This is a genomic window from Saccharomonospora sp. NB11 (assembly GCF_015910535.1).
Taxonomy (GTDB): Bacteria; Actinomycetota; Actinomycetes; order Mycobacteriales; family Pseudonocardiaceae; genus Saccharomonospora.
The window spans coordinates 62,404-85,551 of sequence record NZ_JACBJG010000002.1 but is presented as its reverse complement, the minus strand read 5'-3'; the positions used below and the strand labels follow the sequence as shown (position 1 = coordinate 85,551).

21 protein-coding genes are annotated in these 23,148 nt (G+C 70.9%); 12 read left to right on the top strand and 9 right to left on the bottom strand.

Annotation, left to right across the window (positions count from 1 at the left end):
• Positions 1-80 precede the first annotated feature (80 nt).
• Positions 81-890 (bottom strand): hypothetical protein, encoded by an 810-nt coding sequence (locus JAV51_RS02695; protein ID WP_197318997.1) that lies wholly within the window; start codon positions 888-890, stop codon positions 81-83.
• Between the two features lie 67 nt (positions 891-957).
• Between JAV51_RS02695 and JAV51_RS02690 the strand changes: the two genes are divergently transcribed.
• From JAV51_RS02690 to JAV51_RS02675, 4 genes are all read left to right on the top strand, one after another.
• The gene (locus tag JAV51_RS02690) at positions 958-2,379 is read left to right on the top strand and encodes an ATP-binding protein (protein WP_197318996.1); all 1,422 of its coding nucleotides are present in this window, start codon (positions 958-960) and stop codon (positions 2,377-2,379) included.
• 12 nt (positions 2,380-2,391) lie between these two features.
• Positions 2,392-4,344 carry a VWA domain-containing protein gene (locus tag JAV51_RS02685; protein ID WP_197318995.1) on the top strand — a complete coding sequence of 651 codons (1,953 nt, stop codon included), beginning with the start codon at positions 2,392-2,394 and terminating at the stop codon, positions 4,342-4,344.
• A gap of 168 nt (positions 4,345-4,512) precedes the next feature.
• Entirely contained in the window at positions 4,513-5,691 is a 1,179-nt protein-coding gene (locus JAV51_RS02680) for an MFS transporter (RefSeq protein ID WP_197318994.1), read from the top strand.
• A gap of 53 nt (positions 5,692-5,744) precedes the next feature.
• Positions 5,745-6,467, top strand: coding sequence for a Clp protease N-terminal domain-containing protein (locus JAV51_RS02675; protein WP_197318993.1), 723 nt, complete (start codon positions 5,745-5,747; stop codon positions 6,465-6,467).
• A gap of 249 nt (positions 6,468-6,716) precedes the next feature.
• Here JAV51_RS02675 and JAV51_RS02670 read toward each other — a convergent pair whose 3' ends face one another.
• Complete coding sequence (locus JAV51_RS02670; protein ID WP_197318992.1) at positions 6,717-7,937, bottom strand: S8 family serine peptidase; 1,221 nt, start codon at positions 7,935-7,937, stop codon at positions 6,717-6,719.
• A gap of 125 nt (positions 7,938-8,062) precedes the next feature.
• Positions 8,063-9,409, bottom strand: a complete 1,347-nt coding sequence (locus tag JAV51_RS02665) for a cytochrome P450 (RefSeq protein ID WP_197318991.1) — start codon at positions 9,407-9,409, stop codon at positions 8,063-8,065.
• Between the two features lie 56 nt (positions 9,410-9,465).
• Between JAV51_RS02665 and JAV51_RS02660 the strand changes: the two genes are divergently transcribed.
• Positions 9,466-10,056, top strand: coding sequence for a TetR/AcrR family transcriptional regulator (locus JAV51_RS02660; protein ID WP_197318990.1), 591 nt, complete (start codon positions 9,466-9,468; stop codon positions 10,054-10,056).
• A gap of 26 nt (positions 10,057-10,082) precedes the next feature.
• On the top strand, positions 10,083-11,321 hold the full coding sequence (mshC, locus tag JAV51_RS02655) for a cysteine--1-D-myo-inosityl 2-amino-2-deoxy-alpha-D-glucopyranoside ligase (RefSeq protein ID WP_197318989.1): 1,239 nt from the start codon (positions 10,083-10,085) through the stop codon (positions 11,319-11,321).
• Between the two features lie 15 nt (positions 11,322-11,336).
• Here the strand turns inward: mshC and JAV51_RS02650 are convergent, their stop codons facing one another.
• Positions 11,337-12,962, bottom strand: a complete 1,626-nt coding sequence (locus tag JAV51_RS02650; RefSeq protein ID WP_197318988.1) for an ABC-F family ATP-binding cassette domain-containing protein — start codon at positions 12,960-12,962, stop codon at positions 11,337-11,339.
• A 181-nt stretch (positions 12,963-13,143) separates the two neighbouring features.
• Here JAV51_RS02650 and JAV51_RS02645 point away from each other — a divergent pair, with 181 nt between their 5' ends.
• Positions 13,144-13,968 carry a metallophosphoesterase gene (locus JAV51_RS02645; RefSeq protein ID WP_197318987.1) on the top strand — a complete coding sequence of 275 codons (825 nt, stop codon included), beginning with the start codon at positions 13,144-13,146 and terminating at the stop codon, positions 13,966-13,968.
• 42 nt (positions 13,969-14,010) lie between these two features.
• On the opposite strand, the gene JAV51_RS02640 is transcribed toward JAV51_RS02645, so the two are convergent.
• Positions 14,011-14,913: a PAC2 family protein gene (locus tag JAV51_RS02640; RefSeq protein ID WP_197318986.1), complete on the bottom strand. Its 903-nt coding sequence runs from the start codon at positions 14,911-14,913 to the stop codon at positions 14,011-14,013.
• Positions 14,914-15,146: 233 nt separating this feature from the next.
• Between JAV51_RS02640 and JAV51_RS02635 the strand changes: the two genes are divergently transcribed.
• Positions 15,147-15,833, top strand: coding sequence for an HAD family phosphatase (locus JAV51_RS02635; RefSeq protein WP_197319327.1), 687 nt, complete (start codon positions 15,147-15,149; stop codon positions 15,831-15,833).
• A gap of 28 nt (positions 15,834-15,861) precedes the next feature.
• Here the strand turns inward: JAV51_RS02635 and JAV51_RS02630 are convergent, their stop codons facing one another.
• Entirely contained in the window at positions 15,862-16,665 is an 804-nt protein-coding gene (locus tag JAV51_RS02630) for a class I SAM-dependent methyltransferase (RefSeq protein WP_197318985.1), read from the bottom strand.
• A gap of 146 nt (positions 16,666-16,811) precedes the next feature.
• Between JAV51_RS02630 and JAV51_RS02625 the strand changes: the two genes are divergently transcribed.
• Together JAV51_RS02625 and hisG are read left to right on the top strand one after the other, a co-directional pair.
• On the top strand, positions 16,812-17,075 hold the full coding sequence (locus JAV51_RS02625) for a phosphoribosyl-ATP diphosphatase (RefSeq protein ID WP_197318984.1): 264 nt from the start codon (positions 16,812-16,814) through the stop codon (positions 17,073-17,075).
• 115 nt (positions 17,076-17,190) lie between these two features.
• Positions 17,191-18,036 carry an ATP phosphoribosyltransferase gene (gene hisG, locus JAV51_RS02620; protein ID WP_197318983.1) on the top strand — a complete coding sequence of 282 codons (846 nt, stop codon included), beginning with the start codon at positions 17,191-17,193 and terminating at the stop codon, positions 18,034-18,036.
• A gap of 46 nt (positions 18,037-18,082) precedes the next feature.
• Here hisG and JAV51_RS02615 read toward each other — a convergent pair whose 3' ends face one another.
• From JAV51_RS02615 to JAV51_RS02605, 3 genes are all read right to left on the bottom strand, one after another.
• On the bottom strand, positions 18,083-19,012 hold the full coding sequence (locus tag JAV51_RS02615; RefSeq protein WP_197318982.1) for a ParA family protein: 930 nt from the start codon (positions 19,010-19,012) through the stop codon (positions 18,083-18,085).
• Positions 19,013-19,118: 106 nt separating this feature from the next.
• Positions 19,119-19,895 (bottom strand): thioesterase family protein, encoded by a 777-nt coding sequence (locus JAV51_RS02610; protein WP_197319326.1) that lies wholly within the window; start codon positions 19,893-19,895, stop codon positions 19,119-19,121.
• A gap of 32 nt (positions 19,896-19,927) precedes the next feature.
• The gene (locus tag JAV51_RS02605) at positions 19,928-20,842 is read right to left on the bottom strand and encodes a RecB family exonuclease (protein ID WP_197318981.1); all 915 of its coding nucleotides are present in this window, start codon (positions 20,840-20,842) and stop codon (positions 19,928-19,930) included.
• 186 nt (positions 20,843-21,028) lie between these two features.
• On the opposite strand from JAV51_RS02605, the gene JAV51_RS02600 reads away from it, so the two are divergent.
• Positions 21,029-22,153, top strand: a complete 1,125-nt coding sequence (locus tag JAV51_RS02600; protein WP_197319325.1) for a site-2 protease family protein — start codon at positions 21,029-21,031, stop codon at positions 22,151-22,153.
• A gap of 78 nt (positions 22,154-22,231) precedes the next feature.
• Complete coding sequence (locus tag JAV51_RS02595) at positions 22,232-23,053, top strand: tRNA (adenine-N1)-methyltransferase (RefSeq protein WP_197318980.1); 822 nt, start codon at positions 22,232-22,234, stop codon at positions 23,051-23,053.
• Positions 23,054-23,148: the final 95 nt, after the last annotated feature.

Here is a 23,148-nt window from a genome sequence, read left to right as displayed (position 1 = left end):
CCGCGTGACGCTAGGCAGATCGGACGCTCACTCCCATGGGGTCGACCGCACACCGGGGTGTGGTCGACCGCAGTATCCGGTCAGGACGACTCGGAGGTCCGGGTGAGCAGGCGGACCGACTCGTTCACGGCGGCGCATCGGGCCCGGCGTACCGCGTCGTCGAGCGGACGCAATGCCTGTGCGCGACGGGCGGCCCCGGACGCCGAGACCGCGCCGCCCGGCTCGTCGGCCTTCGCGAGGTCCAGGATCGCCGCGACCTCCTCGGCCCGCTGGAGCACCCGCAGTGCTCGACCGGGCATGCCCGCGGGCCAGTCCGGCCTGGGGCGGGCCCGCAACCGGGCCGCCAACTCCGCCCGGACACCGGGACGCTCGCGGGCCACGTCCAACGCCTGCAACGTTCCCGCGCTGTCCCGCACCGCATCCGTGAGGCCGTGTTCCGCCTCGCCGAGCGGCACGTACTCCGGCACGGGCCGTCCGGTGGTCGGATGGTCGGCCAGCGCGTACACGGTCCAGCGCCACAGCCCTTCCGCGAGGTGACGGGGCACGACCCCGAATCCGAGGTCGGCGAAGACCAGCGCCTCACCCGCGCGCAACGCCGCCGAGGCGAACGGTCCGCCCGCGCCGAGTCCCCGGACGTCGCCCGCCACGGGCAGCACCAGGCGTCCGTCGGTGATGCCCAGCGTCCGGAGCGAGGCGAGCAACCGTGCCGGCGGGGCGGCACCCTCGCCGTCCACCGGGACGTCGAAGGCTGCGGCGGTCGCCGAGTCGTGAGCCACCACCTCATGGGCCTCACCCCACACCGCGAGGGCGTCGAGCACGTCGTCGGGCGCGGCCGAGCCGGACAGCCAGGCCGACGACCACACGGCGAGAGTCGCACTGGGACAACACACGAGGATCGAGCCTACCGGCCGCGGGTCGACGTCGACGTGTGGCGAGGGCGGCAGTAGCGTCGATGTCGTGACGTCTCCACAGTCCTCGATCTCGCCTTCCCCTCCCGCGGACCTGCCCCGCACGGCGGGTGACCTACGTGCTGCCGGGTACCGGCCCCGGAGCGTCAAGAGCGAGATCCGCGAGAACCTGCTGGCTGCCCTGCGCGCCGGGGAGAATCCGTGGCCGGGGATCGTCGGTTTCTCCCGCACCGTGTTGCCTCAGCTCGAACGGGCACTGCTCGCCGGGCACGATGTGATCCTGCTCGGTGAGCGGGGGCAGGGAAAGACCCGCCTGCTGCGCACGCTCGCCGGGCTGCTCGACGAGTGGACCCCCGTCATCGAGGACTCGGAACTCGCCGAACACCCGCTCGCCCCGATCACGCCCGTGTCGCGTCGCCGCGCGGAGGAACTGGGGGACGAGCTGCCCGTGGCGTGGTTGCACCGGTCGGCCCGTTACACCGAGAAACTCGCCACCCCGGACACCTCCGTCGGTGACCTGATCGGCGACGTCGACCCCGTCCGGGTCGCCGAGGGCCGCAGTCTCGGCGATCCCGAGACCATCCACTACGGCCTCGTGCCCAGGGCCCACCGGGGCATCGTCGCGGTGAACGAGCTGCCCGACCTCGCCGAGCGGATCCAGGTGGCGCTGCTGAACGTGATGGAGGAACGCGACATCCAGATCCGCGGGTACACGCTCCGGCTGCCGTTGGACGTGCTGCTGGTCACCACCGCCAACCCCGAGGACTACACGAACCGCGGGCGCATCATCACGCCGCTCAAAGACCGTTTCGGAGCCGAGGTGCGGACTCACTACCCGCTCGACGTCGCCGCCGAGGTGAACGTGGTGCGGCAGGAGGCCCGGCTCGTGGCCGAGGTCGGCGACCCGCTGGTGTCGGTGCTGGCGCGGTTCGTCCGCAACCTGCGCGACTCGACGGTGGTGGACCAGCGATCGGGAGTGTCGGCGCGGTTCGCGGTCGCCGCGGCCGAGACCGTGGCCGCCGCCGCGCTCCGACGTTCGGCGCTCACGGGGGAGCGACCCGCCGTGGCCCGGCCGATCGATCTCGACGCCGTCCCCGACGTGGTGCGCGGCAAGATCGAGTTCGAGCCTGGCGAGGAAGGGCGCGAGAACGAACACCTGGTGCATCTGTTGCGACGGGCCGTCGCGGAGACCGCCCGCGAACTCTTCGCGGGCCTCGACCTGCGACCTCTCGCCGACGCGGTGGCCGACGGGCACCTCGTCGCCACCGGGGAGCGGGTCACCGGTGCCGAGCTGCTCGCCGCGTTGCCGGAACTCCCCGTGCTGCACGAGGTGGCGCAGCGAGCGGGCGTCTCGGCCGACGAGCCCGCCCCACGCCTGGCGTCCGCTGTGGAGCTCGCGCTCGAATCGCTGTACCTGGCCCGCCGGGTCGCCAAGGACGTCGACGGCTCCACCGCGGTGTACGGCCCCTAGCGAGGAGCGGGTATGGCCGAGTCCTATTCGTACGGTCCCTACCACGGCGGTCCCGATCCGCTGGCTCCGCCGCCGGACTTGCGGGAAGCGGTCGACGCGCTCGGCTCCGACGTGATGGCGGGCGCGTCGCCGCGTGCGGCGCTCGACGAACTGCTGCGTCGTGGCACCCGGTCGACGCCGGGACTGGACGAGCTGACCCGTCGACTCTGGCAGCGGCGGTCCGAAATCCAGCGTCGGCACCGCCTCGACGGCACGCTCCAGGAGGTGCGACGCCTGCTGGACGAGGCGGTGGCGGCCGAGCGGCGTGCCGCGTTCGCCGACCCGTCCGATGAGGCGCGATTCCGCGAGGCGCAACTGGATGCGCTGCCCTCGGGCACGGCTGCCGCCGTCAGCGAACTCGCCGACTACGAGTGGGCCACCGAGACCGGTCGACGGGACTACGAACGCATCCGGGAGCTGCTGGGCCAGCAGTTGTTGCAGTCGCGGTTCGAGGGCATGAAGGACGCCCTGCGGTCCACCTCGCCCGAGGACGTCGAGCGGGTCGGTCGCATGCTCGCCGACCTCAACGCTCTCCTCGCCGCGCACGCCCAGGGCTACGGCGACGTGGAGCAACGATTCGCCGAGTTCATGCGACGGCACGGGGAGTTCTTCCCCGAGAACCCGCGAACGATCGACGAGCTGGTGGACGTGCTCGCGCGCCGGGCCTCCGCGGCCCAGCGCACGTTGAACTCGATGACCCCCGAGCAGCGACAGGAACTGGCCGAGCTCTCCGCACAGGCGTTCGGGGACCCGCGCATCGCGCAGCAGGTGGCGCAGCTCGACTCGCTGCTGCGCGACCTGCGCCCCGGCCAGGACTGGACGTCGGCCGAGCGCTTCCGTGGCGACGACCCGCTGGGGCTGGCCGACGGCGTCCGTGCGATGACCGATCTCTCGGAGCTCGACGCGCTGGCCGAGCAGCTCTCCCAGTCGTATCCGGGGGCTCGGCTGGAGGACATCGACATTGAGGCGTTGGAGGAGCAGCTTGGACCGGACGCCGGTGTCGCAGCGCGCCGACTGTCCGAACTGGAACGAGCGTTGCGGGAACAGGGCGTCGTCGAGCGTGCTCCCGACGGAACGCTACGCCTGACGCCGAGGGCGCTGCGCCGACTCGGCGAGACGGCGCTGGCCGACGTCGTCCGTGTACTGCGGAGCCGGACCGGCCGACGGGACACCGCCTCGGCGGGCGCGGCGGGAGAACCCACCGGATCCACGCGGCCGTGGGAGTTCGGGGACAGCGAACCGTGGGCCGTGTCGCAGACCCTGCGCAACGCCGTGCTGCGCACCGCGGCGAGCGACCGTTCCGGCCCGATCCGGCTCGACGTGGCCGACGTGGAGGTCGCCGAGACCGAGCATCGGGCGCGCGCGGCCGTGGCACTGTGCGTGGACACGTCGTGGTCGATGGTGTCCGAGGGCCGGTGGCTGCCCATGAAACGCACCGCGTTGGCGTTGCACCACCTGATCACCACGCGGTTCCGCGGCGACGCGCTGCAGGTCGTGACGTTCGGCCGGTACGCGCAGTCGGTGCGCATCGGTGAGCTCGTGGGGCTGGAGGGTACGTGGGAACAGGGCACCAACGCCCACCACGCACTGCTGCTCGCCGAGCGGCATTTGAGGCGGCACCCGGACGCCGTGCCCGTGGTGTTGCTGGTGACCGACGGGGAGCCGACAGCACACCTGGAGGGGGACGGCGAGGCCGAGTTCTCCTACCCGCCGAGCCCCCGCACCCTGGCGAAGACACTTTCCGAAGTGGACCGACTGGCCCGGCTCCGCGCCTCGCTCACCGTGTTCCGCCTCGGCGACGACCCCAGACTCACGGCGTTCGTCGAGCTGCTCGCCCGGCGCGGTGGGGGACGGGTGGTGGCACCCGACCTCGACGGCCTCGGTGCTGCCGTGGTGAGCAACTACCTGCATCACCGTCGAGCCTGACGTCGCCCAGGCGTGTCCTCGCCTTGCGCACGCGTGTCCGCACTTCCCGTACGCGTGTCCGCGCTCTGCGAACGTGTGCCCGCACTTCTCGCACGCGTGCGGGTGTCCCCGCCCCGGAGCGACGGAAATCGCGTGCGGTGCGTCGGCGGTGGTGAGTACTCTCCGACGGTGCCCGTCTGGCTTCTCGTGCTCGGTGTGGGAGCCCTCGTCTTCTACACCGACGACTACGTGATCGCCGGTGTCATCCCGGAGATCGCCGCCGACCTGGCGGTGAGTGAGGCGGTGGCCGGGCAGCTGGTGACCGCCTTCTCCCTCACCGTCGCGATCGCCTCGCCGGTCATCGCGATCGGGGCCGCGCGCATCTGCGGGCGTGCCCTCCTGGGCACGGCGGCGGCGGTGTTCACCCTCGCCAATGCGCTCGCCGCGGGTGCGCCCGACTATCCGACGCTGGTGGCGTTGCGGGTGCTCGCCGCGTTGGCGGCCGCCGCGGCGACGCCCGTGCTGTTCGGCACAGCGGCCGCGCTCGCGCCGGCGGAGCGGGTGGGCCGGTACGTGGCGGTGGTGGCGTTCGGGGTCACCGGCGCGATCGCCGTGGGCGTGCCCGTGGGCACGTGGATCGGGGGAGCGTTCGGGTGGCGGACGACGTTCGCATTCATGGCCGTCGCGGGCCTGGTCTTCGGCGTGGCGGCCCGGTTCGTTCTCCCGCCGGGCACGGGAGTGCGGGAGGCGCTGCCCGTGCGGCAGCAGCTCGCGATCCTGGTGCGTCCCGCCGTGTCCCTCGGGCTCGCGGCGAATCTCGTGCTCATGCTCGGGTCGATGATGGTGCTCACCTACCTCGCGCCCTACGTCGACGCGCTGGCCGACGCCGGGGCGGGACAGCGTGGTGTGCTGTTCGCGGTGTCGGGTGCGGCGGGGATGCTCGGCATCTGGGCGGGCGGTGTCGCGACCGATCGATGGGGTCCGGACCGCGCCCTGATCGCCGGGGTCGCGGCCTTCGTCGCCGCGATGGCGGCGCTCCTGGCGCTCTGGCCGTGGCGACCGGTGCCGGTCGTGCTGCTGGTGCCGGTGGTGGCGGTGTGGGGTGGGGCCGCCTTCTGGAACTCGCCCGCGGTCCAGGCGCGGCTCCATCTGCTCGCGGGACCGGTGGCCACGCAGGCGCTCGCGTTAAACACGTCGGGCACCTACCTCGGTGTCGCCGCGGGAGGGGCGATCGGTGGTGCGGTGCTCGGGGCCGGTGGCCTCGCGCAGCTTCCCGTCGTGGCGGCCGTGGCCGGGATCGTGGCGCTGGGACTGTTCGTGGCGGCGCGTCGGGCGGCCAGCTCGTCGAAGTCGAGGTCCGCGTCGTGAATGGCGTCAACACCAGGTTGACGATAGCAGGATCGTCAACCTATCGTTGACGCATGACGGACAAGTCCATCAAGCCCCCGACGATCCGGCTCGACGACCTCATCGACGCGATCAAGAAGACGCGTCCCGACATCCTCGAACAGCTCTCCGACGCGGTGTTGCTGGCCGAGCACCTCGGCGACGTGGCGGACCACCTCATCGGCCACTTCGTCGACCAGGCGCGGCGGTCGGGTGCGTCCTGGACCGACATCGGCCGGAGCATGGGGGTCAGCAAGCAGGCCGCCCAGAAACGGTTCGTGCCGAAGTCGGAGCCGCTGACGCTCGACCCGTCCGAAGGGTTCCAGCGCTTCACTCCGCGTGCCCGTAAGACGATCATGGCTGCGCAGGAGGAAGCGCGGGCGGCGGGTAATTCCCTCATCACCCCCGCGCATCTGGCGTTGGGCCTGCTCAGCGAGCCTCAGGCGATCGCGGCCATGGTGCTGGAGGACCAGGGAGTGACCGCGAGTGCGGTGCGCGAGGCCGTGAGCTCGGTCCTGCCGCCGCGCGAGGACGAGGTGCCCGAGCTGATCCCGTACGACCAGAACGCCCGCAAGGTCCTGGAGTTGACGTCCCGGCAGGCCCTGCGCATGGGGCACAACTACATCGGGACCGAGCACGTCCTGCTGGCGTTGTTGGACGACGAGGACGGGACGGGGCCGCTGTCCGGGCTCGGGCTGGACAAGGACGCGGTCGAGCGTGCCGTCGTCGCGAAGGTGGAGGCGGCGGCCGGCGCCTGAGGTGGGGAGCCCGCCGCCGCCTCGCATCGTGTCCGCGGTTCAGCGACGTGTGTCCGCACCGGGTGTCGGCGTGTCCGCAGTCTGCGTACGCGTCCTCGCGTCGCAGCTGCGGACACGCGTACCGGAGCTGCGGACACGCGTACCGGAGCTGCGGACACGCGTACCGGAGCTGCGGACACGCGTACCGGAGCTGCGGACACGCGTACCGGAGCTGCGGACACGCGTACCGGAGCTGCGGACACGCCGGGTTCACGGGGCTTGGACGAGGCCCGCGCCCACGTCGGTGGACGGCAGCGGCAGTCGCTGCGCCGACTGACCGAGGCGAGCCCACAGCTCCCAGGCCCGGGCGCCGTGCTTCTCGGCGATCAACGCCGCGACACCCGCCACGTGCGGCGTGGCCATGCTGGTGCCGCTGATCGAGTTGTAGCGTTCGGGCATCGTCCAGCTCGAGTGCACGTTCACCCCCGGTCCGACGACGTCCACGGCACCGTTCGGGTCCACCGTCCCTGAGGAGAAGTTGGCCACGGCCATCGACGCGTCGACGGCGCCCACGGCGAGCACGGACGGACAGTTGGCCGGGTGGCTGATCGGGGCGATCGTCCCGCCCGCGCGGTCGCTGTCGTTGCCCGCCGCCGCCACGATCAACGTGTTGCGTTGCATGGCCCGACGGGCCACCGTCTCGAACGTCTCTGAGTGCGGTTCCCCGGCCTGGGTCGGAGCTCCCAGCGACAGCGACACCACCGCGCATCCGTTGTTCACCGCCCAGGCGATGCCGGAGAGGATGTCGCCGTCAGTGCCGCTGCCCGCGTTGCTCAACACCTTGCCCGCGTAGATCTCGGCCCCGGGGGCCACCCCATATCCTGGCCCTTCCTCCGGAGCGCGGGGCCCGCACGCCGTGCCGATGCAGTGGGTGCCGTGGCCGTGCCCGTCGTCGACGTCCTCGCCGTCCACGAAGGACCGTGCCTCGACGTCGCGGTCGGCGAAGTCGGGATGGTCGACCGCGAAGCCCGTGTCGAGCACCGCGACGCGGATCCCGGCACCGGTCGCGGTGTCGTCCCCGATGCCGAGTGCCCGCAGGCCCCACGTCAACGACGCCTCGGCCAGCGTGGGGCCGCGGCCCTGCACGGTGTCCTCGTCGCTCTCGCCCGGCGGTGCGGTGTAGGCGTGGACCGTGCGTTCCGGCTCGATCCGGGCGATGGGGCCCCGATCGGCGATGGCGCGCAGCAGCGCGTCGGCCTGGTCGTGAGCGGCTGTGACCACGGCGACGCCGAGATCGTGGAAGAGCAGGCCGTCCGCGCCGCTCAGTGCGTCCGCGGTGCGGAAGCTGCTGACGTCCGCCGTGCTGGCTGCCCGGAGACCCGCGACCCGTGCCATCGTGCGTAGCCCCGCCGCGGCCGAGTCCTCCTGCAGAAGGACCAGGTAGCGGCCGGTTCCCGTGTCACCGCTGCCCGTCGCGCTCGTCGTCGACATCACGCACCCCTTTCACCTCGGTGGACCCTCGGCGCCCTGTCGGAGCGTCCGTGGAAGGCACCAGCCTATGTGGGGAACGTCACCATGTCGTTACGCTATGTGGGTTGAGTTGTCACAAAGGGTGATCAACTGCGGGGTGTGGTGACGATGCGGGCTCCGCGCGCGGGCACCGTCGTGATGTTGCGGGCCTTGGGATACTCCGGCGCGAGTCGTTCGGGTGTGACGTGGTGTCGGCTCAGCACCGCGCGCAGCATGATGACTGATTCGAGCTGCGAGAATCCCGCGCCGAGGCAGCGACGCACACCACCGCCGAACGGGAACCAGGTTCCCGTGGGTGGGTTGGCGTCGACGAACCGTTCCGGTCGGAACCGGTCCGGCTCGGGATGGTGGGTGGGATCGGCGTGTACGAGGCCGATGGACGGCATCACCGTGTGGCCTGCAGGAATGCGCATGTCGCCGATCTGGATGTCCCGGGTGACTTTCCGGGCGACCTCCGAGATCACCGGGTGCAGGCGCAAGGCTTCCTTGACCACGGCTTCGAGGTACTTCTCGTCGCCTTCGTCGGCCGCTCGGGTCGCTCTCGCGAGGGCGTCCGGGTCGCGGGCCAGCTCGTGCAGTGTCCACGCCAGGGCGGTGGCCGTGGTCTCGTGTCCGGCCAGGAGCAGGGTGATCAATTGGTCGCGGAGCTCGGCGTCGGTCAGGGGTGGCTCGTCGGAGTCGGCGGATACCGTGAGCAGGCGCGAGAGGACGTCGCGGCGGTCGGCGAGGTCGGTGGCCCGGCGTCGTTCGGCGATCTCGGCGTACAGCAGCTCGTCGACCCGACGTTGGGTGAGCGCGTACCGCTTCCAGGGGCCGGTGCGCTGGAGGTCCGGATTGAACCAGCCGATCAGTTGGATGGGGCCGATGTCGACGATCCTGCCGAGCAGATGCCGCAACTCGTCCAGGCGCGGGCCGTCGGACACGCCGAACACCACGCGCAGGATGACTTCCAGGGTGAACGCCTGCGTCCGGGCGTGGGCGGAGAACGGACGGTGCGCGGGCCAACGCCGTACCTCGGCCTCCGCCAGCTCGGTGATCATGTCGCGGTAGCCCCGCAGCGAGGCGCCGTTGAAGGCGGGCATCAACAGTTTGCGGGCGCGCAGGTGCACGTCCTCGTCGGTGAGCAGGACGGAGTGGTCGCCCATCGCGGGCTTGAGGATCACGTTGCCCTCGCCCGCGTGGAACACCGAGGTCGGGCCCGCGAAGATCGCGCGGATCTGCTCGACGTCGGTGAGGAGGACGACGGAGCGCCCCGGGTAGAGGCGCAGGCGGAACACCTCGCCGTAGCGGCGTCGGAGGTGCGGCAGCCAGTACCGGCGGAACCCGCCGAACAATATGGTCTGGACCAGCATCGGCAGGCGGGGGCCGGGAGGCTCCCGAGTCGCGGTGACGTCGTCGAGTCGGATGACAGTCCGTGAGGTGTCGGTCGCCATGAGTGTCTTATACGCTCGTATAAATCGGCTGTCCAGCGTGTCGTAGGCTCGACACCGTGAGTCATCGGGAAGAGTTGCTCGCCGCCGCGCGCCGACTGCTGCGCACGAAGGGCTACGCCCGAATCACCGCTCGCGATCTGGTGGCCGAGTCGAACACCAACCTCGCCTCCATCGGGTACCACTTCGGCTCGAAGGAGGGACTGCTCAACGAGGCCATCGGCGAGGCGGTGGAGGAGTGGACGGCGGCGTTGGCCCGGGTCGCGATGGCCGATCCCGACGCCACGACGGCCGAACGCGGTTTCTCCGCGTGGTCTGCTCTGCTCGACGGGCTCGTGGCCCAGCGCGAACTCGTCGTCTCACATCTGGAGGCCCTCGCGCAGGCGGAACGCGATCCGATGTTGCGGGAGCAGTTCGCGCGGCAGTACCGCCGCTGTCGGGCCACGGTGGCCGAACTCGTCGCCCGCTCCCTCGGGGACGGCAGCACGCCCGACGACCCGAAGGTGAAAGCGGTCGCCGCGTTCGTCGTCGCCGTCTGTGACGGTCTCGCCGTCCAGTGGATACTCGATCCCGAGGAAGCGCCGACCGGTGAAGAGCTTCGCGAGGGTGTGACGCACGTCTGGAAGCCCGTCCACCATGCGGACCGGTGAGGCACCCACGCGCATAGGGTTGAGGTATGCAGACTTGGTCCTCGGTCGCCGTTCCCCGTGTTCCCGGTAGCCCACGCCCGTTGCGGCTCCACGACACGGCCACCGGTCAGCGTCGGCCCACCGCGCCGGGCCGGGTCGCCCGGATGTACGTGTGCGGCATCACGCCGTACGACGCCACGCATCTCGGGCACGCCGCGACCTACCTCGCCTTCGACCTCGTGTACCGACTGTGGCTGGACGCGGGTCACGAGGTCCACTACGTCCAGAACGTCACCGACATCGACGATCCGTTGCTGGAGCGGGCCGAACGCGACTCCGACGACTGGGTCGTGCTGGCGCTTCGGGAGACCGCGCTCTTCCGCGAGGACATGGAAGCACTGCGTGTGCTGCCGCCACGCGACTTCGTCGGCGCGGTCGAGACGATCCCGGAGATCGTCGAGGCTGTCGAGAAGCTGCTGGCGAGCGGAGCTGCTTACCGGGTCGACGATCCGGAGTACCCCGATGTCTACTTCGACCGGTCGTTCACCGGTCGGTTCGGCTACGAGTCGAACTACGACGAGGACACCATGCGCACGCTCTTCCCGGAGCGAGGCGGTGATCCCGACCGGCCGGGCAAGCGTGACCCGCTCGACGCCCTGCTGTGGCGGGTCGAGCGCCCCGGGGAACCGGCCTGGGACACGAGCCTCGGTCGGGGGCGACCCGGATGGCACATCGAGTGCAGCGCGATCGCTCTCAACCGTCTCGGCCTGGGCTTCGACGTCCAGGGCGGTGGTTCGGACCTCGTCTTCCCGCACCACGAGTTCAGCGCCGCGCACGCCGAGGCGTTGGCGGGGGAGCATCCGTTCGCGCGCCACTACGTGCACGCCGGGATGATCGGCCTCGACGGCGAGAAGATGTCGAAGTCGAAGGGCAACCTGGTCTTCGTCTCGCGGCTGCGGGCGGACGGCGTGGACCCGTCCGCGATCCGGCTCGCCCTGTTCGCGGGGCACTACCGGACCGACCGGACGTGGACCGACGATCTGCTCGCACAGGCTCAGGCGCGGCTCGCGCGCTGGCGGGAGGCGGCCTCGGCGCCGTCGGGTCCCGCTGCGGAGGCCACGATCGACCGGCTGCGTGACCACCTCGCCGACGACCTCGACACGCCCAAGGCGTTGCTGGCCGTCGATGCCTGGGCCGACGAGACCCTCCGCTACGGGGGCCGCGACGAGACGGCCCCCGCGCTCGTGCGGTCGGCGGTCGACTCGCTGCTGGGCGTGGTGCTCTAGGCGCACCCGCGCCCGTCACAACGGACGTAGTGACAGCTCCGCCCCGGTCCACCGGCGGCGGAGCCAGCGGTCGTGCGAGGCCAGTACCACGGCGGGCGACGCGGTGTCGAGCGCCTCGACGAGTTCCTCGGCCAAGGTCAGCGAGAGGTGGTTGGTCGGCTCGTCGAGCAGGAGCACGTGCGGCGGGTGGGCGACGAGCAGGGCGAGCGCCACCCGCCGACGTTGCCCCACCGACAGCGCCCCGATCGGCCGGTCGATCTCCCGTGGCGCGACCAGTCCCAGCGACGTCAACGTCGGTACCGCGCGGTGGGCGGTCGCGGCGTCGTAGAGCTGCCGGGGCGTCTTCGAGGGATCGGGGAACGTCACGTCCTGCTCCAGCAGTCCCACCCGCACCCCGCGGGCCCGATCGACCGTGCCCGCGTCCGGGGTGAGTCGACCGGCGAGGACGGAGAGCAGGGTGGACTTGCCCGCCCCGTTGCCTCCCGTGACGAGCAGCCGCGTGGCGGAGCCGTCGCCGCCGAGGTGCAGGTCCAGTTCGGACACCGGCGCCAGCCGACCGGCGACGGTGACGCCGCGCGCCGCGAGAAGGCGTCGGGGCCCGGCACCGAGGTCGCCGGTGATCTCGCCGCTGAACCGCAACGGGGGTGGTGGCTTCCGTACCTGGTTTCGCTCCAATTCGGACAATCGAAGTCGGGCGGCCCTGACTCGGCGTGAGAGCTGCTTCTGCACCCGTCCGGCCGCGAAGTCGTAGGCCATCTTCGCGTTGTCCCGCGGGGCTCGGTTCGGGGCCACCTGCCGGGCGGTGACCTGCACGTCGTAGCGCAGTTGCTTCAGTTGCCGCTGCTCCTCGGCGTGGCGTTGTTCCCACCGCACCCGTTCCGCTCGCTTGTACTCCAGGTACTCGGAATAGGCACCGCCGTACCGTGTGGGCCCGCCCAACGCCGGATCGAGGTCCACGATGTCGGTGCACACCGCGTCGAGGAAGACGCGGTCGTGCGACGAGAGCACCACGATGCCCGAGACCGACGCGAGGTGCTTCTCGACGAACTCCAACGCGTCGTCGTCGAGGTGGTTGGTCGGCTCGTCCAGCAGGAGAGTCTCGGGCGCACGGATCAGCAGCGCCGCGAGGGCGAGGCGGCAACGCTGGCCTCCGGACAACGTGTGCAACGGGCGGGTGGGCGCCAGCGTCGACAGTCCCAGCCCGGCACAGACCAGCTCGGCTCGCCGGTCGGCGTCCCAGGCGTCGTGCGCCTGCGCCCAGTCGAGGACCTGGCCGTACTCCTCGAGCAGGTCGGGATCGTCCGGACGGTCCTGCAGCCGTTCGGCGAGCACGTCGAGCCGCGCGAGGGCTTGCCGGATGTCCCGCAAGGCGTCGTCGAGGACGTCGGAGAACCGGGCGGTGGGCGGGAACGGCAGCTCCTGGTGCAGGAAGCCGATGTCCCCACCGCCGCTGATCTCGCCCGCCTGCGGTTGTTCCTGCCGGGCCAGCAGCCGCAGCAGCGTCGACTTGCCCACACCGTTCTCGCCGACCAGGCCGAGTCGGCGCCCTGCGCCGAGGGTGAGGTTCAGTCCGTCGAAGACGACGCGGTCGGAGTAGGAGAAGGAGAGGTCGCGCACCTCGATGACGAGAGACGAAGACATGAGAAATCACCGGCCCGTGAGGGAAGACGGAATCACCCGCCGGGCGCTGCCTCGGACGCGGGTGCGGACGCGGTGTCAGTTCTTCATGGCGGAATCGACTCTAACGTCACGTCGCCGGGGTCGCCACTGATTTTCCGAACGTCGCTGCCGTCGCGGCGTCGAGCGCGGCTACCGTGGGCGCGTGCCCAACTTGTACGCGACCAGCGACCTGCACGTCACGCACCGGGGAAACGAAGCCTTCGTCGACCAGATCGTGCCGGAAGGTCCCGACGACTGGCTGATCGTCGCCGGTGACGTGGGCGAACGGATGGGGACCGTCGTCGACACGCTCGCCCGGCTGCGGGAACGCTTCGCCACCGTGATCTGGGTGCCCGGCAACCACGAGCTGTGGACGACCGCGCAGGACCCCGACCAGCACCGCGGCGAGGAGCGCTACCGCGAACTCGTCCGACGGTGCCGGCAGCTCGACGTCCTCACGCCCGAGGACCCGTTCCCGGTGTGGCCGCACGCGGAGCGGCCGCTGACGGTGGCGCCCCTGTTCGTGCTCTACGACTACAGCTGGCGAGCCCCCTCGGCGGAAGGGGAGTCCGTCGAGGAGGCGCTCCGGCAGGCGCGGGAGGCGGGTGTCGTCTGCACCGACGAATACCTGTTGCACCACGAGCCGTACGCCAGCCGCCGGGAGTGGTGTGCCCGACGACTGGAGTACAGCGAGAAGCGGCTCGCCGAGATCCCCGACGACCACGGCACCGTGTTGGTGTCGCACTGGCCGCTGCACCGCCACCCCACCGAGCCGCTCTACTACCCGGAGTTCGTGTTGTGGTGCGGGACGCGCGAGACGGAGGACTGGCACGTGCGGTACCGCGCCGAACTCGCCGTGTACGGACACCTGCACATCCCGCGCACCACGACGGTCGACGGGGTGCGCTTCGAGGAGGTCTCGCTCGGGTATCCCCGTGAGTGGCGTCGTCGTGCGCGGGGCGCGGTGCCGGTGCGCAAGCTGCTCTGACCGGCTCTGACCGGCTCTGACCGGCTCTGACCGGACGCGCGGTCAGCGGCCGGACGGGCCCCCGGTGCCGCCGTCGCCGGTGGTGCCGCCCCGGCCGTGCCGACGCAGGTAGCGCTCGAACTCGGCCGCGAGCTTGTCACCGCTGTTCTCGTCCAGCACGAGTTCGGCGTCGCCGCGTTCCTCCAGGCTGCGCACGTACTCGCTCACTTCGTCGTCCTCGTCGGTCATCTCCGTGACCGTCTGCTGCCACTCCTCGGCCTGCTCCGGCAGCGCGCCGAGCGGGATGCGCACGTCGAGAACGTCCTCCAGCTTCCGCAGCAGCGCGAGCGTCGCCTTCGGCGACGGGGGATGGGACACGTAGTGCGGTACGGCGGCCCAGACCGAGACGGCGGGCACCCCGGCCTTCACACAGGCGTCCTGGAACACCCCCACGATGCCCGTGGGCCCTTCGTAGCGGCTGCGTTCCAGCCCGAACCGTGCCGCCGCGTCGGCGTCGTAGGCGGTTCCGGTGACGGGGACCGGACGTGTGTGCGCCGTGTCGGCCAACAACGCACCGAGTGTGACGACGCTGGAGACCTCCAGCCGGTCGACGTGAGCCAGGAGCTCGTCGCAGAACGCCCGCCACCGCATGTTCGGCTCCGGACCGTGCACGAGCACGACGTCCCGGTCGTAGCCCTCCGGTCGACACACCGCCAGCCGGGTGGTCGGCCATTCGACGCGGCGCGTGACACCGTCCACCAGGCGGACGGTGGGGCGGTTGACCTGGAAGTCGTAGTAGGCGTCCGGGTCGATCTCCGCCAGAGGCTTGGCGTCCCAGTTCAGCTGCAGGTGCTCGACAGCGGTGGTGGCCGCGTCACCGGCGTCGTTCCAACCCTCGAACGCCAGCACCATGACCGGCTTCCGGTCGGATCGCTCCTGTGTCGTCTCGTCGAAGGGCGTGCTCACGTCCCCCAGCCTACGGCGCTGTGCGAGTGATTTCGGCACGCGTCGGGCTTCGCCGGTGCCACGACGGGCCCACGGCGCCGTCGCCCCGGGTCGACGCGAAGGCCCGGCCCCTGGCGATCACCGTAGGCTGTCGGGGAATGCTTGCGACCACAGCCCGTGCGGCGGTGGCGTACGTCGTCGGCGGGCAGCGTGGCCGGTGTCGACGCCGATCGATCGAGGACCGAGGAGATGACGTGGACGAGGTGTCCGCTGTGGACGAAATCGCCGCCGTGCTCTGGGACATGGACGGCACGCTCGTCGATTCGGAGAAGCTGTGGACGGTCGCGCTTTACGAGGCCGTGGAGTGGCTGGGCGGCACGCTGACGACAGACCAGCGAGCCGCGCTCGTCGGGTCGAACATGACGGCGACGTGCCGGGAACTGCTGCGCGTGACCGGAAAACCGGTCGACGACGAGGCGGTGGCCGAGGTGGCCCAGTGGATTCGTACCAGGGTCAAGACGTTGTTCGCCGACGAGATCCCGTGGCGTGAGGGCGCGAACGAGGCGTTGCTCGCCGTGCGCGAGGCGGGTGTTCCCTCCGCGCTGGTCACCTCGACCGAGCGGGACATCACCGAACTGGCCCTGCGCACCATCGGTCACGACAAGTTCGACGTGACGGTCTGCGGCGACGAGGTGGACGGACTCAACAAGCCGAACCCCGAGCCGTACCTTCGTGCGGCACGGCTGCTCGGCGTCGATCCCGCACGGTGTGTCGCGGTGGAGGACTCGCCGGTCGGGGCGGAGTCCGCCGTCGCCGCGGGCTGCACGGTCCTCGTCGTTCCCCACGAGGTTCCGGTGCCGCCCGGGCGGCGTCGGGTGTTCCGCTCGTCGCTCGTGGGCGTCGACGTCCCGACTCTGACCGCGCTCGCGCGCTCGGTCTGAGCCGGTCGGCGACGCCGCACGGCGTCGGTCAGGACAGCAGGTCGGCAGGCAGGTCGGCCTGCTTCCTGCCCACCACGGCGACGTAGTGCAGTGGCTCACCCCGGACGTTGCGGCGGTGCCGGTAGCGTTCCGACATCCGCACGTCGAGCCGCCCGGTCTCCTTGGCCCGTTCGATGAGCCTGGCGAAGCCGGAGGTGTCTTCCTCCGAAAGGAATCGATCCTTGATGGTGAAGGCGATCCAGCCACCGTCGGCGACGAAGTTGAAGGCGGTCCGGAAGGCTTCCGGCGGAATGTCGCCGTAGCCGAGTGCCGCCACGCACGACAGCGCGGTGAACCGGTGCTGTGCCAGTGCGGCCCGGTCCTGTTCCGCCAGGTCGGTCATGTCGAGCACGAGGTAGTCGTCGTAGACCTCCGGCCGATCGCGCAGTGCCGCGGCCCGCGCCTCGGGAATGATGTCCACGCCCACCAGATGCCCTGCCCCCACAGTGCGCATCTGCGCGCCGACGAGTCCATTGCCGGCCCCCAGATCCAGGACGCGAAGTGACGAAGGACTCACATTGCTGCGTTGCAGTTCTTCTTTCAGCAGCTTGCCCACGACGTCAGGGGAACGGCAGTCGAGAATGTCGTGGAATAGCTGTTCGTACAGTCCCGGAATAGCGAAGATCCGGTCGTAGTCGTGGAATCTGATCTTCTGCCAGTCGCCGTCCAACAGGACCGAGCAGTACTCCGTGTCCTGGTCGATGCGCTCGACGTGGTCGGGTAGACGCACGTCGAACTGCCCGTGTCGGCGCTGTGAGCCGACGGTCTCGTCCGGAAGCCTCTCGTTCTCCATACCACGACCTTTCGTTGTCGCACGGTGACGAGCCGAATTCAGCAAAGTGGATCGCGTCAGCCAAGTCAACCGTGCCTTGCGGCACTCTGTTCCCGGGGCCTGGGTCGCTCGACGGGAAAGCCGCGCAGGATGCGAGGATTCTAGCCGTGAAAACCTTCGACGAGTTGTACGCCGAGTTGACCGAGCGGGCCCGCACCCGCCCCGAGGGATCGGGCACCGTCGAGGCGCTGGCGGCGGGAGTGCATGCCCAGGGCAAGAAGGTCCTGGAAGAGGCGGGAGAGGTCTGGATCGCCGCCGAGCACGAGTCGGACGAGCGCTTGGCCGAGGAGGTCTCGCAACTGCTGTACCGAATCCAGGTGCTCATGCTCGGCCGTGGACTCACGCTCGAGGACGTCTACCGCCACCTGTGAGCGCCGTCTCGCGTCCGCGGGTGGCGGCGAGTGCCGCCCACCGGTGACAGTGAACGCATGCGTGCCGTCTCGTGACGGCGTCGCGTCAATTCGGTTAGTGAGGAAGGACACCAACATGCTGCGGGTCGCAGTGCCGAACAAGGGAGCGCTGGCAGAACCGGCGTCGGAGATGCTCGGTGAGGCGGGTTACCGGCAGCGACATGAGCGGCGCGACCTGACCGTGCCCGATCTTGCGAACGACGTCGAGTTCTTCTTCCTCCGGCCGAAGGACATCCCGATCTACGTGGGGTCCGGAGAGCTGGATCTCGGGATCACGGGCCGTGACCTCGCGCTCGACTCGGGGGCACCGGTGGAGGAGGCGCTGTCGCTTGGCTTCGGCGGTTCCACGTTCCGCTACGCGGCACCGGCGGGCCGGGAATGGTCGGTCTCCGACCTGCAGGGCAAGCGACTCGCCACGTCCTACCCGCGGTTGGTGCGCGAGGACCTCGCAAGGCACGGCGTCGAGGCCGAGGTGATCCGGCTGGACGGTGCCGTGGAGATCTCGATCCAGCTCGGCGTGGCCGACGTGATCGCCGACGTCGTCGGCTCGGGGCGGACCCTGCGGCAGCACAACCTCGTGGCGTTCGGCGACCCGATCTGCGTGTCCGAGGCAGTGCTGGTCCACCGTCGGGGCGCCGAGAAGTCGGCGAAGATCGCGCAGCTCACCGCGCGGTTGCAGGGCGTCGTGTTCGCGCAGCAGTACATGATGCTCGACTACAACTGCCCGCGGGAGCTGCTGGAGAAGGCCACGGCCATCACACCGGGACTGGAGTCGCCGACGGTGTCGCCGCTCGCCCACACCGACTGGGTCGCCGTGCGGGCGATGGTGCCGCGCAAGCAGGTCAACGCGATCATGGACGAACTCGCCGCCGTCGGAGCGCGGGCGGTGCTCGCCTCCGACATCCGCGCCAGCCGCCTCTGAGGCGGGCACGACCAACCGCGTGCCGAACGGCACCGTTCCCGACGGATCAGTCGGGGCGGTGCCGTTTCGGCAACAGGTCGTAGAGCCTGCGACGAGCCCCGCTGTCGTTGGCCGAGCGGGCACTCGACACCTCGGCGATGAACTCCTCGAACACGAACTCCTGCTCCGGCGGATTCGGCGGCGTGGCCTCGGCCGCGGCGCCCGAGTCGAGGACCCGGGCGATCTCCCGGAACGCCGCCGCCTGAGCCGTCTCCGGGGCGAACGTGGTGACCGGGGTGCCGCGCGAGGCGGCCTCGTTCACCACCACCCCGAGTGGGACGTGGGCCAAAACCGGAATGCCGAAACTCTCCAACTCCCGCAGCGCCGCGGCCGCGTAGGCGGAGACCGGCCTGCGGTACAGGCCGGGCACGAGCCCGTAGTAGACCAGCGGCGGACGGCCCACCGTCGCCTCCAGGTAGCCGATCTGCTCCCGCATCAGGCGCAGGGCGCGGATGCTGGTGCGATCGGGCTGCACCGGGACGAGCACGCCGTGACTGGCCACGAGCGCGTTGTTCGTCAGCACGTCGAGCGCGGGCGGGCAGTCGATGACGACGTGGTCGTAGTTCGCGAACTGGATGACTCGCGCCAGTTGCCAGCCGGGCACGCGGAACTGGTCCAACCGCCGGATCAGGTCGAACATGCCGGGCGAGGTGGGGATCACGTCGAAGGCGCCACCCCGGCCGACGTTGGCCCGGGGGTGCGGGACCACCAGTTCCTCGATCGGTCCGCGCCAGGTCTTGGTCAGAGCCTTGGCGAGACTCGGCGCCTCCGGGGGCGGCTCTGACAACCCGAGCATCTCGGTCGTGGCGTGTCCCTGGGGGTCGAGGTCGATGAGCAGCACCCGTCGCCCGCGCTCGGCCAGGGCCGCGGCCGTGCCGACGCTCAGCGCCGTCTTCCCGACCCCGCCCTTCTGGTTGACCACCGAAGTGATCTGCACAGTGCCCAGCTCCCGTCTCGTGATCTCCGAGCAGGTTAGTGGATCAACATGGCGAAAGTCAGCCACCGTATCGGAGGAGAAATGGTGACGCGGTGTCGTCCTCCGGTCAACGATGGCGGACCAACAACGCCTGCGCCCCGGCTCCCACCGGCCCGTCGACGTCGTGCAGCGTGCTGCGCGCCGTCGCCACGCCCCGAGGCCCCACTGTGGTCGCGGCGTCCAGCCCGATCCACTCGCCCACCGGCTCGCGCTGCACGTGCACGGTCAGCTCGGTGTTGATGAACAGCCAGTCGCGCGGATCGAGTTCCTGGGAGACACCGCTGCCGGAGTCGGCCACCGCGAACACGCGTTGCAGCGGACTCGGGGTCTCGTCGTCCACGAGCGCCACCCGCTGCCGTGCCCAGACCGCGGCGGGGCCGGAGGACGTGACGGCGCCACGTACCGCGCGCCACTCCATCGCGTCGAGGTACCCGCCGTGCCAGGCGTCGGGCCACGCGGCCTCCGGGCACTCGTCGACGGGCGGCAGCGGCTCGATCGAGGTGGTCGAGACCTCCGCCGTGTCGCCGACGGCCAACCGCCAGGCCGAGGCACGCGCCACCACGCGGTCGTCGGCTGCGAGCGTCGCCGAGAGCAGCTCGACCGATCGTCCGGAGCGGACCACCTCGGACGTGACGGTGAGTTCCGACAGCGGTGCGGGGCCGAGAATCTCCACCGTCACCCTGGCGAGCGCGCGGTCGCCGGAGTGGGGTTGCGACTCCAGCTCGCGCACCAGCAGCGCCGAGGGCGGTCCGAAGTGCTGCGAGTCCGGGTTCCAGGGACCGGCGGTGTGCTGGGTCGGCAGGTAACGCCCGTCACCACGGGACAGGTAGAAGGTTTCCATCAGATTTCGTGTCACTTTCGTTCGTCGACGCGGGATCAGTCCGCGCGATCGAGAGCCGACTCCTCGCCGGGGTCGGGTTCGGGCCAGCCCGGGTACTCCGGCGGGGTGCCGCCGAAGGACGGGCACAGCGGCTGGTGCGAGCACCAGCCGCACAACTTGCTCGGGTTCGGACGGAAGTCTCCCGTGCGTCCGGCGCGCAGGATCGCCTGCCAGATCGCTTCGAGGGTCCGTTCGAACCGCGCGAGTTCGGGTTCATCGGGCGTGTACGCGAGCGCCTGCCCGTCGCTCAGGTACAGCAGCTTGAGCTGCCGGGGGACCACGCCGCGCAACCGCCAGAGCACGACGGCGTAGAACTTCATCTGGAACATCGCCTTCGCCTCGCCGATCTCCCTCGGCGCGGCTCCGGTCTTGTAGTCGACGACGCGAATCTCGCCGGTGGGGGCGACGTCGAGGCGGTCGATGTAGCCCCGCAGTCGTACTCCCGAGTCCAGTTCGGTCTCGACGTGGAGTTCACACGCCTCGGGCGACAGCGTGCGTGGGTCCTCCAGTGCGAAGTAGGAGTCGAGCAGCTTCTCCGCCGAGGTCAGCCACTCGGCCACCTCCTCCGTCGACCGGGCGTCCGTGAAGATCTCCATCCACTCCGGACTCTCGGTGGACAGCTCGGACCACGTAGGACGGAGCAGCTCGCGGGCGGCCTCGACGGTCCGGTCACCTCGGGGCAACGCGAACAGTCGCTCCAGCACCGAGTGCACCAGCGTTCCCCGCACCTGCGCCTTGGTGGGCGTCTCGGGGAGCCGGTCGACGGCGCGGAAGCGGTAGAGCAGGGGGCACTGCTTGAAGTCACCGGCCCTGGACGGGGACAGCGCCGGGCGACGCACCTCCGTGCGTGGTGCCGCGGCTGCGTCGGTCGTCTCGGGGGCCGTGCCGGTGGTCGTACTCCCGTTCGCCATGCCGGGCAGCGTAACCGGGCCCCACGACATCCTCGCGGCCCGTGGCCCGGCGCGTCCGGCGGCGGATCGCCCGACACGCCGGACATCACGGGCGTCCAACACGATCCGGTCTACCCTCGGGGCGTGCGCGCGACGAGCGAGTACAGCGACGGCCGGTCCCGGGGTGCTCATCCCGCGGACGGCGGCATGCTGCTCTTTCGGGTGGGCGACGTCCCGGTCCGGCTCGCGCCGTCGTGGTGGTTCGGATCACTGCTCGTCGTCGCTCTCTACACGCCGCTCGTGTCGGCGCTGCTGCCCGAGGCCGACGTCACGACGTCGGTCGTGCTGGCGGCGGCCTTCGCGGTCCTGCTCGGACTGTCGGTCCTCGCCCACGAACTCGGACACTGCGTCGTGGCGTTGCGGCTCGGGGTACCGGTGCGTCGCGTCCGGCTGTTCCTGCTGGGCGGGCTGTCGGAGGTGGTGCGCGCGCCCCGCCGGCCCGGACAGGAGGCACTGATCGCCGCGGCCGGACCCGCGGTGTCGCTGACGTTGGCGCTGGTGTGCTGGGCGCTGCTGCTGGCCGTGCCCGAGGGAGGGGCAACCTGGCTCCTCGTGGCCCAGTGCGCGGTGGCCAACGCGGCGGTGGGCGTGTTCAACCTCCTGCCCGGCCTTCCCCTCGACGGGGGCCGCCTGTTGCGGGCCGGGGTGTGGGCGTGTCGCGGCACCCGATCGGCCGGGACTCGCGTCGCGGTCGTCGGGGGAGCGGTGGTGGCCGTCGGGCTGCTGGTCTGGGCGCTGTGGGGGCTCGCATCGGGAAGCGACGACCGGTGGCTCCGGCTCGGTGTCGGTGTGGTGACCGCGTGGTTCGTGGCCATGGGCGCCACCGCCGAATTCACGTCGGACGACCGCAGGTCGTGGCCGGAGGGGTTGTCGGTGACCGACCTGATGCGTCCCGTCCTGCAGCTGCCTGCGGAGAGCCCGGTGTCGGCGGCGCTCGCCGCGTCGGCAGGCCGGGGAGTGGTGCTGGTCAGGGCGGACGGCGTGGCGGCGGGGCTGCTGGACACGGAGGCAGCCGTGCGCCTGGCCTCGGCGCAGCCGGAGTCGCCCGCGGAGTTGGCGGCGGAGCCCATCCGGGCCGAGATCGTGCTGCTCACCTCGGACTCGCCCGACGAGATCGCCCAGCACGTCAACGAGGTGGGGACGTGGCAGTTCCTCGTCGTGGACGGCGAAGGACGGCCGACGGGGGTGCTGTGTCTGGAGGACCTGCACAGCGCTCTCACGGCGCCGGAGGGACACGGGACGAGCACTGTCCGTCCGTTCCGGACCGGGTGAGACCCCGTTTCGCCGGATCTGCGACGATCGCGAGCGGTTCTCGCCCACGATCGCGGGCGAGTGTGGACTGGAGGTGCGGTGTCAGCAGGGCCGTTTCGCGCGGGTGACCGGGTGCAGTTGACCGATCCGAAGGGACGGCACTACACGATCGTCCTGGCGGAGGGACAGGAGTACCACACGCATCGGGGAGCGGTGTCGCACGACGCGCTCATCGGGGCGCCGGAGGGATCGGTGGTCACCTCGACGCAGGGGACCTCGTACCTCGCGTTGCGGCCGCTGTTGCCCGACTACGTGTTGTCGATGCCGCGCGGGGCGCAGGTCATCTACCCGAAGGACGCCGCCCAGATCGTGATGTGGGGGGACATCTTCCCCGGCGCCCGCGTGTTGGAGGCCGGAGCGGGTTCCGGTGCGTTGACGTGCTCGCTGCTCCGTGCCGTCGGACCGGAAGGCAGCGTCACGTCGTACGAGGTGCGGGACGACCACGCCGAGCACGCCGTGCGCAACGTGGAGAAGTTCTTCGGCGAGCGCCCGGCGAACTGGACCCTGCACGTCGCCGACCTCGCCTCGCACACCGGCGAGGTCGACCGTGTCGTGCTGGACATGCTGACGCCGTGGGAGGTGCTGCCGACCGTGTCGGCGGCGCTCGTCCCCGGCGGCGTGCTGGTGGGCTACGTGGCCACGGTGACGCAGCTGTCGACGTTCGTCGAGGCGTTGCGCGAGCAGAAGTGCTGGACCGAGCCCGAGGCGTGGGAGTCGCTGGTCCGCCCGTGGCACGTGGTGGGGCTGGCCGTGCGCCCGGAGCATCGCATGATCGGACACACGGCCTTTCTCGTCACCGCCCGGCGGCTGGCGGACGGGGTCACGCCGCCCCGTCCGCAGCGCAGGCCGAGCCGAGGCTGAGCCGGCACTCCCGGTCACCCGACACATTCGAGGCAGGCGGAAGGCCTGCCGAGAGCGTGTCCGGTGGCCGGCGGCGCGGGAACTCCGAGAGCTCG